We start from the raw sequence: 17837 nt of genomic DNA, 5'->3' as shown, positions 1-17837 counted from the left end.
TCGCGAGGTGGGTGCGCCGTACCCTCATCCGCCCTTCGGGCACTTTCTCCCCATGAAGGGGACCGAGGTCCCGATGGGAGAGGGGAAGGTCAGGCGCTACGCAGCAGCTGGGGTTTGCGTTGATGCAGGTCGATGATCAGTTCGCCGAACAAGGTATTGGCCCAGGCGAACCAGTCGCGGGTGAAGGTGCTCGGGTTGTCCTTGTCGAAGGCCTCGTGCATGAAGCCGGTGCCGGCGTGGGTGGTTTTCAACCATTGCAGGCATTGGCGCAGTTGCGCGTCGTCGTCGCTGACCAGCGCGTACTGAATGATCGACATCGGCCAGATCGTGCCCATGCCGCTGTGCGGGCTGCCGACGCCTTCGGCCGCTTTGCCGCGCGAGAAATACGGGTTGCGTTCGCTCCAGGCCAGCTGGCGCGTGCGCAGGAACACCGGGTCGGCGCGATCGCAGCAGCCCAGGTAGGCCAGGCTGAGCAGACCGGGTGCATTGGCGTCGTCAATGAATAACTGGTTACCGAAGCCGTCCACTTCAAACGCCCAGTACGCCTGCCCGTCGGCATCGCGCTGCTGGCCGAACCGGCGGGTGGCGGTTTCCACTTCGTCGGCCAGCGCGGTGCACTCGGCGGCGAAGGCGGTGTCGCGATGCAAGGCCGTGCTCATCGTGGCCAGCTGCCGCAGCGAGGTGACTGCGAACAGGTTGGCCGGCACGAACAATGGAAACACGCAGGCATCGTCGGAGGGGCGGAACATCGAGTGGATCATGCCGTTGGGCTTGGTCGGCTGGCCGTAGCCTTCCAGCACCAGGGTTTCGGTGGCCAGTGGCGAGGGCCGCTGGAACACGTACGGGCCGCGGTTGTCCTTGCGCTGCTGCTCGCGGAAGGTCTTGACCACCACGTGCATTGCCGCGCGCCAGTCGTCGTCGAACGGTGCGGTGTCGCCGGTGGCGCGCCAGTATTCGTGCGCAATGCGGATGGGGTAGCACAACGAATCCACTTCCCACTTGCGCTCGCCCACGCCCGGCTTCATTTCGGTGATGTCGTTGAGCGACCACTTCAGGCGCTGGGTCTGGCCGTCGGGCAGGAACGCGTTGGCATAGGGGTCGAGCGTGATGCACGCAGCCTGGCGCTGGATCAGGCCATGGAACATGCGCCGCAACGCCGGGTCGCGCCTGGCCAGCGGCACGTACGGGTGCACCTGTGCGGACGAGTCGCGCAGCCACATCGCGTGGATGTCGCCGGTGATGACGAAGGTGTCCGGCTTGCCGTTGCGGGTGCCGGTTTCCACGGTGGTGTCGAGCGTGTTGGGGTAGCAGTTCTCGAACAGCCAGGCCAGTTCGGGGTCGGCGATGCGCGCCTTGATCTGCGCGATCTGCTGCTCGACCGCCTTGCTGACGAAGCGGCGCTGCGCCCTGGGCGGACGCTTGCTGACAAAGCGGCCGGTTGCACTGGACGCGCCGGTGGCGGGCGCGGCCGCGAACGCGGGCAGGGCGCTGGCCAGCAAGCCGGCACCAGCGCTAGCGCCGAGCAACTGAAGGATGTCGCGGCGGGTATGCATGACCTGGAACTCCTTGGATGTCGACAGCAGGCCCGCACGCCAGTGCCGCTCCAGAGCCGCGCGACCTGCCGGCTGAGGATGAGACCTATGCATGACCAATTCCCGATGACCATACAACGTGTGCGCCGAATGTGCATAGTGCGGTCGCACAATTCGTTGCCGCATGTGGACTATTCGATGGCGCAGTCGCGGGCCGGTCCGCGGTCTGCCCTTCTGGATGCGGGCCGCAAACCGCCTTCGACAACGCCACGCTGGGCACCACGACCTCCGGCCTGCAGCCCGCACGTCGGCACTCGTCCGGCCGCCCTCCAGCGGCATCGTCAGTGCCAATCAACACGCCGACAAGGGCGCGTAGGCATGCACGTCGCTGCCTCCGGCAGCATGGTGCCTCGTCGACACGCCATCGACACCCGCGCCGCTGTTGTCCACCTGCTCCGGCATGGCCGGCGACTGCGTGCGTCAGCGCGATGCGGCGCCTACTTCGGCAACGGCGAACGCCCCTGGATCGAAAACGGCGCGGTATTGCCGGCCGCGCCGGTACCCGGCTGCCCGCCGCCGACGAACAACGTGTAGTTGCCGGCTTCCACCGCGCGCTGCCCGCTGCGATCCACGTCGCTCAACGCGCGTGCATCCAGGTTGAAGGTCAGCGTGCGTTGCTCGCCCGCTGCAAGATGCACGCGCTGAAAACCGACCAGGCTGCGCAACGGGGACTGCGGACGGTCCGGATATTGCAGATACACCTGCGCCACTTCGTCGCCGGCACGTGCACCGGTATTGCGCACGGTCGTGGTTACCTGCAGCGAACTGCCGGCTTGCAGCGTGGTGGTGGACAGCTGCGGCGCGTCATAGGCAAAGCGGGTGTAGCTCAGGCCATAGCCGAACGCAAACAGCGGCTCGCCCTTGAAGTAACGGTAGGTGCGGCCCTTCATGTCGTAGCTGACGTAGGCCGGCAGGTCCTTGGTGGAGCGGTAGAAGGTCACCGGCAGGCGACCGCCGGGATTGTCGTCGCCGGCCAGCATGCGCGCGATCGCGGTGCCGCCGGACTGGCCCGGGTACCACGCGGCCACGATCGCATCGGCATGCGTCTTGGCCCAGTTCAAGGCCACCGCGCTGCCGCTCATCAGCACCACCACCAGCGGTTTGCCGGACGCCTTTGCCCGTTCGAGCAGCGCTTGCTGCGGGGCGGGCAGGGCGATGTCGTTGCGGTCGCCACCGTCGAAGCCGGGAACATCGATCCGCAACTCTTCGCCTTCCACATCCGGCGACAGGCCAACGAAGGCGACCACAGCGTCTGCCTGTGCCACGGCCTGCTCGGCTTCGGCCAGTTGCGCGGCGGCAGGAGCCAGCCATTCCAGGCGCACGCCCTGATCCTGGCCGCGATGCTCCATTTCCAGGCGAATCTTGCGTGGGCGGGTGTCGTCGAAATGCAGCACGGTTTCCACGCTCCGGCCGTCGGCGTTGTGCATGCCGGCCGGCACGTGCTTGTCTTCGGCGTTGCCGGCAACCACCAGCTTGTCGTCGATATACAGGCGTACCGGGTCGTGCCCGCTGCAGTCGAAGCAACGCGCCACGCGCACTGCCAGGGTGTAATCGCCAGCGCTGGGTGGCAGCAGCTCGCCGCTCCAGCGCACGGCATAGCGGTCGGCCGGTACGCCCTTTGCCGGGGCGACCTGATCCCAGTTGAAGCTCACCGTGCGGTCCTGCCGCACCACGCGTGCAGCACCGCTCATGTCGACGTTGTCGAAATATTCGCCACGCAGTCCCGGCTTGCCATCGCTGCGCAGTGCCGTCTCCGGGATCATGCCGGGCACGCCGGCAGCCAACGGTGCGCCTTGTGCGTAGCTCACCTGCTGCGCACCGAAGCGCTGACGAAGGCCCAGCAGCGGCGTCACCGGCGCGGACGAGGTACCCTGATAGTTGGCCTCCAATGCAGCCAGTGCGTCCGCATTCGGGCCGATCACCGCCAGCCGCGTGCCGGCCTTGAGCGGCAACGTGTTGGCATCGTTCTTCAGCAGCACGATCGACTCGGCGGCCGCCTGCAAGGCCAGCGCACGATGCGCTGCGTTGTCCACGTCCTTCGCGCCGAGCCGCGCGTACGGGTCCTTGCGCGGGGCCTCCAGCTCGCCCAGGCGGTAGCGGGCGGCAAACAGGCGCACCAGCGATTGGTCGAGCAAGGCTTCGTCCACTTCGCCGCGCGCGATCGCCGTGCCGAGTTCGCGATAGGCATGCCCGCAGTTGAGATCGTGCCCGGCCTTGAGCACGGCGGCCGACGAGCCGGCGTTGTCCGGGCGGAAATAATGGAACTGGGTCATGTCGTCGACCGCATCGCAATCGGACACCACAAAGCCCTTGAAGCCCCAGTCGCCGCGCACGCGGCCGTTGAGCAACCAGTCGGCCGCGCACGCCGGGGTGCCGTGCAGCGAGTTGTACGCACACATCACCGAGCCGGCCTGTCCTTCGACGATGGCAGCGCGGAAGGCCGGCGTATAGGTCGCTTCCACATCGCGTGGCGAGACATCCACATCGAAGCCATGCCGGCCCGGCTCGGGGCCGCTGTGCACCGCGATGTGCTTGGGCGTGGCGATCGTGCGTGGATGGTTGAGGTCCTCGCCCTGCAGGCCGCGGATAAAGCCCACCGCCATCTGCCCGGTGAGAAACGGATCTTCGCCGTAGGTTTCCATGCCACGGCCCCAGCGCGGGTCGCGGAAGATGTTGATGTTGGGCGACCAGATGGTAAGACCGGCGTAGCGTTTATGGTCCTTGCCCGGACCACCGGCCTGGTTAAACTTGGCGCGCGCTTCGGTGGACACCACCGTGCCCACCTGCTGCATCAGGCGGGTATTCCAGCTCGCCGCCAGGCCAATCGACTGCGGAAACACCGTGGCGTAGCCGTTGCGCGCGATGCCGTGCAGGCCTTCGCTCCACCACTCGTAGGCGGGGATGCCCAGGCGCGGAATCGCCGGTGCATCGTTCATGGCCTGGGCCACTTTTTCTTCGCGGCTCATTTGCGCGACCAGGGCGGCGGCGCGCTGTTCGGGCGTTGCATCGGTGTTTTTTGCGGCCACTGCCGGTGCAGCGATGAGCGGCAGGGCCAGGCTCACACTGAGTGCAGCGGCAAGACGGCACGGAAAGACGGACAACGACATCGGTTCACTCCTGCGCGGCGGCCATGGCCGTCACGCGTTGCGCTTGGGTCGCCCGCAGTGATGCTGCGGGCAGTGGTCATTACAAATCGCTGACTGCCTTGCGTGCGATGCATTGCATGGAGCCGTCAGCGCTACATGCGGTCTTCGCGGATAAAGCAGCGTGCTTACGCGCGTGCTGCGTCGTCTGCTGAGACCTGTTCCTGGCGGTTTACTTTGCTTCGGCAGGCTCCGGCGGCGCGCCAGCCAGCGTGGCGGCCAGGTCGCGCACCTGCAGCGTGGATTGCAACTGCGCCAGTGCCGCCTTGCTGCTCACCCGCACGGTCAGTGGCTCACCCGGCAGCAGGTCGAAGGCGTTGTCCGACAGCGTGGCATCCACATCGCCGAACGACAGCCACACCTCGCGCGCCAGCGTGTTGCTGGTCAGGGTGAGTGCGTAGCCATCGCCATCGGCACGCCACTGGCTGTCGATCTTCGCGGCCGGCAATGCAAGCTGCTTGGCCGGCGCGAAGAACACCACCTCGCGCGAGAGCAACGTGTCGCCGTCGAGCAGCTCGAACACCGCGTAGGTGCGCTTGGGATCGGCGCTGCCCAGCAATTGCTTGTCGCTGAAGTTGCCCACCTGCAGGCTGCTCAGCGGTTTGACGCTGGCTTTTTCTTCGCGCTTGCTCAGCACCTTGCCATCCATGCCCATCACTCGCATGCGCCAGCGCGCTGCCAGCGGGGTGGTGCGGTCGGAGACCAGCGACACCTCGGTCTGGCCCTTGTCGTTGCGCAATGCGGCGATCATTTCCGGCGCGTAGAAGCGCCGTGCGTGGTAATGCAGCGCCTTCCAGCGGCCGTAGTAATCCACGCTGGACCACGACGCGCCCGGCCACACATCGTTGAGCTGCCAGTACAGCGAACCCATCGACTGCGGGCGAGAGGCACGCAGATGCGAAGCGGCGATGTTGATGCCTTCGGCCTGCATCAGCTGGCTCAGGTAGACGAAACTGTCGAAATCCTTGGGCTCGCCGAATTCGCGGCGGATGTACAGCATCAGCCGCTTGTTGCCGTTGCCCTTGTCGAACTTCTGATGCACGCGCATCACCGGCGATTCCGGATCCATGTCGCCGGGCTCGGCAAACGCCCGCACGGTGCGCATATCGGGGAACGACTGCAGGCCGTACTCGGACATGAAGCGCGGGGTGACGTTGAGGTATTCGGTGACCGGCAGGGCAGGGCCGCCCCACACCTTCCAGTAATGCATGTCGCCATCGTTGGTCTGGTCGGCCGCGCCATCGAAATCGGTGCCCGGCGAGGTGGCCCAGTACGGCGCGTCGTTATCGTAGGTGGCCACCACTTCACGGAATACGGTGCCGAACAAGGTGGTCATGCCGCGTTCGATGCGGGCGCGTTCTTCCGGGTCCACCGACTGCTTGAACTTGACCCGGTCGCCCCAGTTTTCCCAGCCGGTCTGCACTTCGTTGTTGCCGCACCACAACACGATGCTGGGGTGATCGCGCAGCCGCTTGACCTGTTCGATCGCCTCCTGCCGGGTGTTCTCGCGGAACTCCACGTCGTACGGCGGCACCGCGCCGCCGAACATGAAGTCCTGCCAGATCATGATGCCAAGCTCGTCGGCGACGTCGTAAAAATAGTCGTCCTGGTAATGCCCGCCGCCCCACATGCGCAGCATGTTCATGTTGGCATCGCGCGCGTCCTGCAAGGTGCTGCGCATGCGCGCGTGCGTGACACGTGCGGGGAAGGCATCCAGCGGAATCAGGTTGGCCCCCTTGGCGAAGATCGGGATGCCGTTGATCACGATCTCCATGCTCTTGCCGTACTGGTCTTTTTCGCGGCGCAGCTCCACCGACCGCAGGCCGGTGACCCGCTTGATCTGCTGGCTGTCGCCATCGGCATCGCGCACGTTGGCCACGAAGGTGTAGCGGTCCTGCGCGCCGTAGCCGGTCGGGAACCAGCGCTTGGGCTTGGCGATGCGCACCGCCAGGTCGATGCGGTTCTGGCCCGGGTCGACGACCGCGTCCTGGGTGAACTGGCCGACTTTTTGCCCATCCGGGCCCAGTACATCCAGCGTCACCTGCACCGGCCCGCTGCGGCCGGCCTGCAGTTCCAGCTGCGCCTGCAATTGCGCGCTATCGGCATCCACGCGTTGCTGGGCGATATGCAGCCCATCCACCCGCACGGCGTCCCACGCTTCCACGCGCACATCCTTCCAGATGCCGGCATTGACCATGCGCGGGCCCCAATCCCAACCGAAGTTGTACGGCGCCTTGCGCACGTAGGTAGAGCTGTGGCGTGCCTCCGGCTCGTCCCCGAACGCCGAATCGTAGGCGCCCGGCAGCGCATACGGTTGCTTGGCCAGCCACGGCTGGATCTTCTTGATCGGCGAATACAGCTTGACCTCGAGCACGTTATCGCCACGCTTGAGCAAGGATTTCGCATCCACGCGCCACTGCCGGAACATGTTGTCGGCGCTGAGCAGCTGCTTGCCATTGAGGGTGACCTCGGCAAACGTGTCCAGGCCGTCGAACACCAGCTCGACATGTTCGCGCTTGAGTGTGGCCGCATCGACATTGAAACGGGTCTGGTACTGCCAATCGCTCAGGCCCGCCCACTGGATCTTGCCTTCGTTATCGCGATAGAACGGGTCGGGCACGATCTTGGCGGCGATCAGGTCGGTCTGCACCGCACCGGGCACCTGCGCCGGCAGCCACGCCGCTGCCTTCGGATACGTCTTGCCCTGCTCCTGACCCGGCACCAGCCGCACCTGCCAGCCGCTGTCCAGATTCACTGCCGTCGGCGGTGCTGCCCAGGCCTGCGAGATAGCGAAGGCCAGGGCAAGCCCGAGACGGGCGGGGGCGGGAACAAAACGATGACGGGACAGGGGCATGCGTGACTCTCCTAGGGTGGCTCAGCGCGTGGCGGCGGGGGGCGCCTGCGCAGTGGTTTCAATCAGTTGGACGGCGCCGATGGCATACAGGGGGCCGCGGATCGGCGCGGTGAAGCGCAGGCAGAGATCGTGGATGCCGGTGCGTGCAGGCAGTGCGGTTTCCAGGGTGAATTGTTCGCCCAGGGTGTCGCTGCGCGGCAGCTGCACGCTGGCGATCAGATCGCCGTCGCAGCCCAGACGCACTTCCAGCTCACCGCCGCGGGTTTTGGCCGGGTATTGCACGACCTTGGATTGCTCGTGCGCCAGGCCGAAGTTGTTGGGCAGGCGTGCGGCGTCGATGCGGATTGCGCCGATACCGTCCAGCCGTGCCTGCGGATACAGGCGGCAGGCATGGAACAGGTCGACGTTGTACACCGGCGTGTCGGCGCCGGTCATCTCCGGCAGCAGCGGCAGCCGCAAGCCGAGCGCGCCGGTTTCGACGCAGTGCTGCAGTCCCTGCGTATCCACCCGCAACAAACTGGCGCGATCGAAGGTACGGCTGCGCGTGGCCGCCAGCGGCGTGCCGTTCGCATCGAACGCCGTGGCCTTGACCGTGGTCGGCAAGCGAATCGTCAACGGCGCGCTGTAGCGCGGCGATGCCGGCGTGGGCTCGCTGCCGTCGATGGTGTAGTGCAGCGTGCCCGCGCCGGCTTGCGTGCTCAGTGTCACCTTGGCCGGCCCGCCGGCGAGCACCGGATTGGGTCCGCCTTCCAGCGCGATATCGGCAGCGAAGGCGCCGTCGCTGTAATCGATGCCCAGCGCCTTGTAGCGCTGCAGCTGCGCCGGCATGCGGGCCAGAAAGCTGTTCCAGTTGCGCGCTGCCGGCGGCGACCAGGTCACTTCCGCTATTGCAGATAACCGCGGGAACGAGGCGTGATCCACATGCCACTGCGAGGGGATGTATTCGGACCACAACGCGCCTTGTGCGCCCAGTACATGCCTGGCCTGTTCGGCGCTGAGCTCGGCCGGTACCGGGTCGAATGCGTAGACCTTCGACAGCGGCAACACCGTGAGGCGACCGTTCGGTTCGTCACTGCGCGTGGTCTGCAGGTTGTCCAGATACAGCCAGTCGCCCGGCGCCAGCACCACATCATGGCCTTGCTGTGCTGCAATCACCGCGCCTTCGATGCCGCGCCACGACATCACCGACGCACTGGCCGGCACGCCGCCTTCCAGAATTTCATCCCAGCCGATCATGCGCCGGCCGTGCTGGGTGAGGTAGGCCGCCAGCTGTTCGTTGAACCAGCCCTGCATCGCATGCGCGTCCTTGACCCCGAGCTTGCGCATCTGCGCGCGCACCGCCGGCGAGGCTTCCCATTGATCCTTCACCGCCTCATCGCCACCGATGTGGATGTAGGTCGATGGGAACAAGGTCAGCACTTCGTCCAGCACGTTGGTGATGAAGGTCAGGCTACGTTCGCTGGTGTTGAACAGGTACGGGTTGACGCCCCAGTCCACGCCCACCTGCGTGCGTGCGCCGGGTACGCCCACTTCTTCGGGGTAGGCGGCAACGGCTGCCTGTGCATGGCCGGGCATGTCCAGTTCCGGCAGCACGGTGATATGCAGGCGCGCCGCATAGGCGACGATCTCGCTGATCTGTTCCTGGGTGTAGAAGCCGCCATAACGCTGCGGCGTGCCGTGCTGGCCGGCGCCGGGCGGTGTGCGCCATGCGCCTACCTCGGTGAGCTTGGGATAGCGCTTGATCTCGATGCGCCAGCCCTGGTCATCGGTGAGATGCCAATGCAGCACGTTGAGCTTGTGCAGGGCCATCGTATCGAGCACATGCTTGACCGTGTCCACATCATGGAAATGCCGGGCCACATCCAGGTGCTGGCCGCGCCAGCTGAAACGCGGCCAGTCGCGAATCGTCACCGCCGGCAGCCGGACCTCGCCCTTGCGTGCATCCGGTGTCATCAATTGCCAGGCGCTGATTGCGCCGTACAACAAGCCGGCGCCATCGCGCGCGGCGATGCGCACGCCCCTGGCGTCGGCCTCCAGGCTGTAGCCTTCCTTGTGCGCTACCGGCGCCTGCGCGCTGCGCTCCAGGCGGATGCTGCCCGGCGATGCGCTGGTTTCGGCGCGCACTTCCAACCGCAGCCCGCGTGTGCGTTGCAGCAAATCGGCCAGATGTTCGGCACTGCGGCGTGCATCGGCATCGCCGGGTACGATCGAGATCACCGTGCCGGCGCCCACCGTGAAGCTGCCGCTACCGCGTTTGACCTCGACTGCTGCGGGAATCAGTGGCAACGGGGTACCCGCAGTGTCTGCGGTTGCGGCAGCAGGTGCGCCGGCGGTGGCAGCGGCCGGCGAGGTGCCTGGCGCACGTTGACCGCAGCCGGCCAGCGACACTGCTGCGAACGCAAGCGCAAGCAGGCGCGAGGAGAACGGCGCGACGGCTGTCAGGCGTGCGGTGGGTGCGGAGTTCGACGTCATGCAATCACATCCCGGTATGGCGGCGGTACACGGCAGCCACGCACAGTAGCAAAGCCGTGTCGGAAGACGCAGTGACTGGCGCACGCTTGGTCCCGCTGCGCAGCGTGGGCACCGCGTGGTCATGCGATCACGTCAGGGGCGTCGGTCGCTGCAAAACGGGCGCGGGCAACGCTGGAATCGGAATGCAGCCACGCAGTCCGATTCCTTGCACCAGCTGCGCCCGCCTGATCACTGTGCCATCGTAGCGTCGGCTGCGCTTAGCGCTGCGCGGTCGGTAGCTCGTCCCACACCTTCGGGTCTTCGGCGCCCAGCACCCAGCAGCTGAAGCCTTCCAGGCCGTATTGCTTGGTCAGCTCGTAACGTGCCTTGAAGCTGCGCGCGTCCGGGCGGAACACCCACTCGCGCATGTCGTCGCGATAGAAGTAGAACCACGATTCCTGCTCGACCGGATCCCACTGCACGGTGGCGTTCTGTTCCTGCGCCAGCGGGAATGACTCGTCTGCATCGATATACGTTGCGGAAATGTTCGATGCCTCGGTGCCGTCTTCCTTCACCGGGTTGCCGGTGTACCAGCGGTAGCCGTAGGTGGCGATGCCCAGCGATAGCTTGTCCTTCGGCACCTGGGTGATGGCGTAATCCAGGTGCTTCTTCATCCACACCATGCCATCGACCGGGCCCGGCGTGGTCCAGCGCGTATGCTGGTCGTAGGTCATCAGGCTGACCAGATCCACCGCCTGGCCCAGCGCCTTGAGGTCGTACGCACCGCGCCAGTATTCCCACATCCACTTGGAGAACTGGCCGCCTTCGGCATGACCCGGTGCATTCGGCACCACGGCGACCGACATCTTGAAACCGGCCTTGTGCAGCGCATCTGCGGTCTGCTTGACCATCAGCGTGTAGGCGTCGCGGTCGGTCCAGGCGATGTTTTCGAAATCGAACTGGAAGCCGTAGTACTTGTGCTGCTTGCCGTGGATGAGCAGCGATTCGATCATGCGCTTCTTGGCGGCTTCGTCATGCATCAGCTTGTGGAAGCCTTCGCGACCGGTCGTCATCGACAGGATCGGCATCACCCGCAGCTTGTGCTGCTTGGCGATGTCGTACAGGTACATGTTGGGGGTGCCGTTGACCAGGCCGTTCTGGTCCACGCCGTACCAGGTGGGCACCACCACATCGATCTTGTCGACGTTGGCAATGAACGAGTTGGTCGATTTCTGCGTGTTCATCAGATAGAACAACGCCGTGGGGTTTTTGGCCAAGGCCGGGGCGCAGGCAAATGCCAGCGCGAGCAACATCCAGGTCAATCGCTTGCTCATGAAAGACAACATCCGTCAGGGAGTGGGGGAGGAGAGGTCGATGCGGAACACATAGGCACTTTCGCCAACCGGCTTGGCCGGCAGGCGCAGATGCAGGCCGTCGGCCCGTTGTTCGAACGGGATCTTCTTGCCGTTTGCCAGCAAGGTCACCGCGCGCACGCCGTCGGCGGCCTTGAGCGAGCGGATCACCGCCTCGCCATTGCTGGGCCAGCCGAGTTCGATCGCATACAGCGCGCCATCGCGGGTGGTGAAGCGGAAATCCTCGGCCGTGTACGGCTTGGTCTTGATGTCCTGGAAAGTGCCGCCCACCACTTCGGTGGGGCCTTCGCCATACACGCGCCACGGCTTGCTGTCGTAGATCGCGCCGCCGTTGGTCTTGAGCCACTTGCCGATCGCCAGCAGGATGCCGCGCTCGGTCTCCGGAATCGAACCATCGGCGCGCGGGCCGATGTTGAGCATCAGGTTGCCGTTCTTGGCCACCACGTCGGCCAGCATGTGGATGATGAAGGTGGGCGACTTGTAGGTGTCGTTTTCGATATAGCCCCACGAGGCGTTGCTCACCGAGGTGTCGGTCTGCCAATGCGTGGGGTGGATGCCGGTGAGCTGGCCGCGCTCGATATCCAGCGTGCCTGCACCTTCGGGGAAGGCGCCCAGCTTGTAGTTCACCACCACGCCGCGGTCTGCTTCGGTACGCGCCGCGCCCTGGTTGTAGTAATACGCCAGCATCGTCGGCAGGCTGCGGCGGAAGGTGGGGTGGGCGATCCACCAATCGAAATAGATCAGGTCCGGTTGATAGGTGTCGATCAACTCGGTGGTGCGTGCCAGCCAATCGTCCAGCCAGGCCTGCGAGACCGGTGTCCAGTCGTTGGCCACATCGGCATCGTCCTTGCCCGGCAGGCGCACCTGCGCCGGACCATACAGCGCGGCGTAACGCGGATCGTTGACGTCCGAATCGAAGGTGCGCCCGCCATCGAAGAACCAGTTGTGTTCGGCACGGTGCGATGACAGCCCGAAATGCAGCCCCTGTGCGCGGATGGCCTTGGACAACTCGCCCAGCAGGTCGCGCTTGGGCCCCATCTTCATTGCGGTCCAGTCGGACAACTTGGAGTCGTACAGCGCAAAACCGTCGTGGTGCTCGGCCACCGGCACTACATAGCGCGCGCCGGATTGCCGGAACAGCTTGGCCCAGCCATTCGGGTCGAACTTGGGCGCGGTGAACTTGGGAATCAGATCCTTGTAGCCGGAACTCGCCTGCGGCCCGTAGGTCGCCACGTGATGGGCGAATTCCTTGGAGCCTTGCAGATACATGTTGCGCGAATACCACTCGCTGCCGAACGCCGGTACCGAGAACACGCCCCAGTGGATGAAGATGCCGAACTTGGCGTTGTCGTACCACGCCGGCGATTGATACGCCTTCAGAGCGGCCCAGTCGGGACGGAACGGGCCCTTGCGCGCGCCGGCTTCGGCTTCGCGCACCAGACGTTCGCGTTCGGGCGCATAGGCAGCGGTGGCATCGAGCCACTGCTGGTCGATCGCCTCGGGGCTGAGCGTGGTGGCGGTAGGGGCGGTGGGCGATTGCGCCGCGTTGACGTGCAGCGCGGGCAGCGCGAGCAACAGAGCGAACGCGAGCATTCGGCTCCTGGGTGCAGCTCCGGCGTGGCGGCGGGATGGAGCCGCGAACTGGCGGCTATCGGTCGTCATGGGAACTGCACTCCTGTAAGCGAAACGCGTCGGTCATGCTGCGGCCGCGCGTAGATGGCGAAAGCGGGCCTGGCCACGCCCCCTCGGCGGCGAAGGGGCGTGGCCAGTACCACTCCTTGTTGCGACATCGACCTGCCGCTGCGGACAGCGACAGGTCCAAAAAAAAGCGCGCCACCGTGGAGGGTCGGTGGCGCGCCGGGACTACATCAGAACTTGAAGTTCAGCTGGGCCTGGTAGCCGCGGCCGTTCTTGTAGAACGCTGTCGGGGTGTCCCTGGTTCCGCTGTACAAGCGGTAGGTGGAATCCAGCAGGTTGGTGGCGCCGAAGGTGAGGCCCATGTAGTCGGTGATCTGATACGAGGCGGTCAAATCCAGCTGCTTGTAGCTGTCTGCGAAGTCTTCCGAGCCCAGGCGTCCGATCTGGGTGAAGTACTTCGAGCGGTAGCTGTAGTTCACACGCACCGTCCAGTCGCCGTGTTCCCAATACGGGATCACGTTGTAGGTGTCGCGCGACAAGTAGGGCAGGTTCAAGCCGGTGCTCGCATCGGATTTGGCAAACGTGTAGTTCGCCTGCAATCCGAAGCCGAGGCCGAACGCCTGCTGATAGTTGATCGATGCGCCCTTGACCTTCGCATCGGAAACGTTGACCGGCGTGGTCACCTGGTAGACGCCCGCCACCGCCGGCGGCGCCGGATTGAGCTGCTGGCTGACCGTGGTATTGACGATGTAGGAGCTGATATCGCGATAGAAGACTTCACCGGACAACATGCTGGACGGCGCGAAATACCATTCGGCAGCCAGATCGTAGTTGGTGGATTCGTACGGTTTCAGATCCGGGTTGCCACCGTTGGCGGTCAGGTTGCCGTTGCCGCTGTTGATGGTGAACGAACCGGCCAGATCGGCATAACGCGGACGTGCGATGACCTTGGCAGCCGAGAAGCGCAGCACGGTGTCGTCGGTGACGTCATAGGCGATGTTGAAGCTCGGCAGCGCCTTGCGGTAGTCGTTGGTTTCGGCAACACGGCTGAAGGTGGTGCCACCGTCCTGGCTCTGCCAGTACTCGGACTTGTCGGTGGTGTCGACCAGGCGCACGCCAACGTTACCGCGCCACTTGCCGGTCTCGTAGTTCAACTGCGTGTAGAAGTTCTGCGTGATTTCCTTCACGTCGAACGAGGAGCCGAAGTCGGTACGGTACGGGCCCTGCGGCTGCGACAGCAGATAGTTGCGGATCGAGCTCAGGCTGGCGGTCGGCCAGGTGGTCAGATCGCCACTTGCACCCAGACCGTCATACAGACCGCTCGGGGTGGTGCCCGGGTTGAACTGGGTCAGCGACACCGGATCGGTGGTGTTGATGCGGTTGCCGCGTGCGTCGACACCATTGTTATGGTTGATGTACTTGTAGCCGAACAGCAGTTTGGTGAACGGGCCAACCGCCAGGTCACGTGCTGCATCCCACTGGAAATATTTCTCTTCATCCTTGCTCTTCTGATAGAAGATGCCGCCAGCCTGCGTGGCGCTGGCATCCTGCGAACCCGGAGCAAGGCCTGCCGGCGAGCCGGGCAGCGTCCAGTTCGATGCACCGCCATTGGCGTAATTGACTGCGGTGTGCGAACCGTCGAAGTCGTAGTTATAGCCGCCATCGGTCATCAGGAACTTCATCAGGTATTCGGGGTTCTTGCCGCCCGTTGCCTGGGTGTCGCCAACCTGGGTGGTGAACACCCACTTTTCACCCGACCAGTCGTGACGCAGGTTCAGGCTCTTGGTCGTGACGGTGCTCTCGCGATAGTTCGCATCCAGCTGCGCGTATGGCTGATCGTTGACGCCACCGCGGGTGTTGTCCGATACCGTGGCCGAGGAGACCACGCCGTTCTCGACGTTGGCGCTGGTGATCTTCTGGATGTCGTTGTTACAGGCCGGGCAGACGTAACGCGATTCGCTGAAGTTGTTGTACTTGCCCTTGATGTACAGGCCGGTCAGGTTGAACTCGTTCTGCTCGTCGGGCTTCCACTGCAACGCACCTTGCACGCCGCTGCGTTCGCGGGTCTGCTGGAAGAATGCGCTGTTGATGCCGGCCGGCACGCGCGCGGTGGCCACATCGCTGCCGTCGCCGGTGATGGTGGCGGTCGGCGGAATGTTGGCACCGGTGGTGTAGCCGAAGTATTCGATACCGGCGCGTGCCAGGTCCTGCTTGTCGTGCGTGGCGGAGATCAACGCGCCGAAGGTTTCGTCGTCGTTCTTCCAGCTCCACAGCGCCGAACCGCGCGGATTGCCCTCTTCGGAGCGGTCGTTGTAGTTGTACCCGACCGAGCCGCGGATGGTGTTCTTGGGCAGGTCCAGCGGCTTGCGGGTGTGCACGATCACCGTGCCGCCGATCGAGCCTTCGTCGATGCGCGCTTCAGGGGTCTTGTAGACCTCCATCAGGCCGATGATTTCCGGCGACAGCAGCGTGTAGTTGAAGGTACGGCCGCTGGTATCGGTCGGGTTGCCGCCCCAGTCGCCCGAGGCGATGGTCTGGCCATTGAGCAGCACGCGGTTCAAGGCCGGGTCGGTGCCGTTGATGCTGACCTTTTCGCCTTCGCCGAACTGGCGGTCGACGCTGATACCCGGAAGATGCGACAGCGATTCGGCCGCATTGACGTCCGGGAACTTGCCGATGTCTTCGGCGCTGATCGCATCGACGATGGAGTTGGCCGAGCGCTTGACTGCCTGGCTCTTCTCCAGCGACGCGCGGTAGCCGGTGACGGTGATGGTATCCAGCTCGGTGGTGGCCGACGGCGTGCTGGCCGGGGCTTGTTGTTCTTGTCCGGCAGCCATTGCAGAGCCGGAGCAGTACAGAGCGGCGGTGATACAGAGTGCTAACGTCGTGGTGCGGCTGTGCATGGCTAAACCTCATTGGTTAGTGCTGTGAGCGTGCTGCCCTGCAATAGGACACAACGCGCTCGGCGTGGCCGGCAAAACAACACGCCCTGACCGATCGCGATGATTGCGCTGGCACGCTTGTTTCGAAGCAGGGTGCAGGCGATTCGCGTGGTGAAGGAGGTGTCCCCCGTGTGGTGAAGCGGTGGAGCTAAACGCACATCAGCGAGCGGGAACGTCGGGCGACGCACGACTCGCGAATCTGGAATGCCAGGCGAGGGAATGCCCGTTCTTCAGTACCGAACAGTCCATGGCCCCTCCTGCCAGAACTCCGATTTGAATCGAGTCTCGCGTAGCCCTGACAGCGTTGTCAACACGTCGTCACAGATCTCTGATGTGGCTGCGATTGCGCTGCAATGCAGCATTTTCAGGCGAAAGCCGACTTTGCCTCGCAGCGGTTTGCGCAATACGCTTTGCGAGCGCGACTGCTACCATCGGCGCATACGATCGAAAATGTCGCAGCTGCCCCGGTTCGCCCTGGGGTTGTGCAGTAATCGCCGTTGCGCCTGCGTATTTTTGGCGAATGACGCGCGCCGTCCCGTCCGGGACGCGTCGCGGTTGCCACGGTTGCCACGGTTGCGTTACAGGGCGATTGCTGACAACGTTGTCTACCCGTTGGCCGTTCGTCGGACAACGCGCGACGACGCCAGCCGCCGCCACTGATCAGGAGAATGCGTGAGCGCAAGCAGTCCAATGGAAGCGGTGGCCTTTCCGCGCCACGAAACCTTCGTTGCCGCCGATGTGGGCGGGACGCACGTGCGCCTGGCGCTGGTGTGCGAAAGCGATGACGCAGGCAAGCCGGTCACGGTGCTGGACTACCGCAAGTACCGCTGCGCCGAGTATCCGGGTCTGGCCGACATCATGACCACGTTCTTCGCGGAACTGGGATGTGCACCAGTCCGCCGGGGCGTGATCGCCAGCGCCGGCTACGCGCTGGAAGACGGCAGCGTGATCACCACCAATCTGCCCTGGGTGCTGGCACCCGAGCAGATCCGCCGCCAGCTCGGCATGCAGGCCCTGCATCTGGTCAATGATTTCGAAGCGGTCGCCTACGCGGCCAATTACATGATCGGCAACCAGGTCATGCAGTTGTCTGGCCCGGCGCAAGGTGCCGCGGGCCCGGCCTTGGTGCTTGGTCCGGGCACGGGCCTGGGCGCGGCGCTGTGGATCCCCAACGGTGCCCATCCGGTGGTGCTGCCCACCGAAGCCGGCCACGCGGCACTGGCGCCGGCCAGCGATCTGGAAATGGCGTTGCTGCAGGAACTGCGGCGCACGCGCACTCACGTGGCTACCGAAACGCTGTTGTCCGGCCCGGGCCTGTTGAATCTGTACACCGCGCTGGCCGCCTTGCGCGGCGACAGCGTGTTGCATGCCACCCCGGCCGACATCACCGCGGCCGCAATGGCCGGCAACGATGGATTGGCGCACGACGCGCTGCAGGCGTTTTGCGGATTTATGGGCAGCGTGGTCGGCGACCTGATGTTGCTGTATGGCGTGCGCAGTGGCGTCTATCTGGCCGGCGGTTTCCTGCCGCAAATCGCCAGCTTCATCGCCGAGAGCGATTTTGTCGCGCGCCTGCTCGACAAGGGCGCCTTGCGTCCCGCGTTGGAGCAGGTGCCGGTGAGCATCGTCGAGCACGGCCAGCTCGGCGTCATCGGTGCTGCCAGCTGGTTCCTGCAGCACGGCCGCTGAGCGCTCGCACATCGGCAGGTGCAGCAATCCGGCTGCACCAGATCAATCACCTCCGCATCCCGCAGGAGCGCACCCGGCGCGATGAGGGGTTACCGATAAACGCCCTGTCGCGCCCAGGTGCGCTCCTACGAGACTGCGCGGGTGTCAGGTCGGGA

Annotated in this window: 8 protein-coding genes; 1 reads left to right on the top strand and 7 read right to left on the bottom strand. The window is 64.9% G+C overall.

Annotation, left to right across the window (positions count from 1 at the left end):
- Window positions 1-89 precede the first annotated feature (89 nt).
- The 7 genes from ACDH77_RS14705 to ACDH77_RS14675 form a co-directional block, all read right to left on the bottom strand.
- Window positions 90-1553 (bottom strand): glycoside hydrolase family 125 protein, encoded by a 1464-nt coding sequence (locus tag ACDH77_RS14705; RefSeq protein WP_008572053.1) that lies wholly within the window; start codon window positions 1551-1553, stop codon window positions 90-92.
- A 476-nt stretch (window positions 1554-2029) separates the two neighbouring features.
- Entirely contained in the window at window positions 2030-4699 is a 2670-nt protein-coding gene (locus ACDH77_RS14700) for a glycoside hydrolase family 3 C-terminal domain-containing protein (protein WP_031423707.1), read from the bottom strand.
- 208 nt (window positions 4700-4907) lie between these two features.
- Entirely contained in the window at window positions 4908-7589 is a 2682-nt protein-coding gene (locus ACDH77_RS14695; protein WP_372353519.1) for a glycosyl hydrolase 2 galactose-binding domain-containing protein, read from the bottom strand.
- Window positions 7590-7610: 21 nt separating this feature from the next.
- Window positions 7611-10061 (bottom strand): family 20 glycosylhydrolase, encoded by a 2451-nt coding sequence (locus tag ACDH77_RS14690; RefSeq protein ID WP_372353518.1) that lies wholly within the window; start codon window positions 10059-10061, stop codon window positions 7611-7613.
- A 257-nt stretch (window positions 10062-10318) separates the two neighbouring features.
- Window positions 10319-11386, bottom strand: coding sequence for a glycosyl hydrolase family 18 protein (locus tag ACDH77_RS14685; RefSeq protein ID WP_014090759.1), 1068 nt, complete (start codon window positions 11384-11386; stop codon window positions 10319-10321).
- Between the two features lie 3 nt (window positions 11387-11389).
- Complete coding sequence (locus ACDH77_RS14680; protein ID WP_031423701.1) at window positions 11390-13075, bottom strand: alpha-L-fucosidase; 1686 nt, start codon at window positions 13073-13075, stop codon at window positions 11390-11392.
- 206 nt (window positions 13076-13281) lie between these two features.
- On the bottom strand, window positions 13282-15954 hold the full coding sequence (locus ACDH77_RS14675; RefSeq protein ID WP_031423700.1) for a TonB-dependent receptor: 2673 nt from the start codon (window positions 15952-15954) through the stop codon (window positions 13282-13284).
- A 729-nt stretch (window positions 15955-16683) separates the two neighbouring features.
- Between ACDH77_RS14675 and ACDH77_RS14670 the strand changes: the two genes are divergently transcribed.
- Window positions 16684-17682: a glucokinase family protein gene (locus ACDH77_RS14670; protein WP_029819962.1), complete on the top strand. Its 999-nt coding sequence runs from the start codon at window positions 16684-16686 to the stop codon at window positions 17680-17682.
- Window positions 17683-17837: the final 155 nt, after the last annotated feature.

Origin of the sequence: Xanthomonas axonopodis pv. maculifoliigardeniae (genome assembly GCF_041519315.1) — a bacterium.
GTDB classification, from domain to species: Bacteria; Pseudomonadota; Gammaproteobacteria; order Xanthomonadales; family Xanthomonadaceae; genus Xanthomonas; species Xanthomonas euvesicatoria.
The sequence above is the reverse complement of the archived record's forward strand: the minus strand, read 5'-3'. Positions and strand labels throughout refer to the sequence as shown.

Bases quoted from the DNA above. Each gene is read 5' to 3' on its own strand.
- ACDH77_RS14705 (WP_008572053.1), bottom strand. From the start codon at position 1,553: ATGCATACCCGCCGCGACATCCTTCAGTTGCTCGGCGCTAGCGCTGGT.
- ACDH77_RS14700 (WP_031423707.1), bottom strand. From the start codon at position 4,699: ATGTCGTTGTCCGTCTTTCCGTGCCGTCTTGCCGCTGCACTCAGTGTG.
- ACDH77_RS14695 (WP_372353519.1), bottom strand. From the start codon at position 7,589: ATGCCCCTGTCCCGTCATCGTTTTGTTCCCGCCCCCGCCCGTCTCGGG.
- ACDH77_RS14690 (WP_372353518.1), bottom strand. From the start codon at position 10,061: ATGACGTCGAACTCCGCACCCACCGCACGCCTGACAGCCGTCGCGCCG.
- ACDH77_RS14685 (WP_014090759.1), bottom strand. From the start codon at position 11,386: ATGTTGTCTTTCATGAGCAAGCGATTGACCTGGATGTTGCTCGCGCTG.
- ACDH77_RS14680 (WP_031423701.1), bottom strand. From the start codon at position 13,075: ATGACGACCGATAGCCGCCAGTTCGCGGCTCCATCCCGCCGCCACGCC.
- ACDH77_RS14675 (WP_031423700.1), bottom strand. From the start codon at position 15,954: ATGCACAGCCGCACCACGACGTTAGCACTCTGTATCACCGCCGCTCTG.
- ACDH77_RS14670 (WP_029819962.1), top strand. From the start codon at position 16,684: ATGGAAGCGGTGGCCTTTCCGCGCCACGAAACCTTCGTTGCCGCCGAT.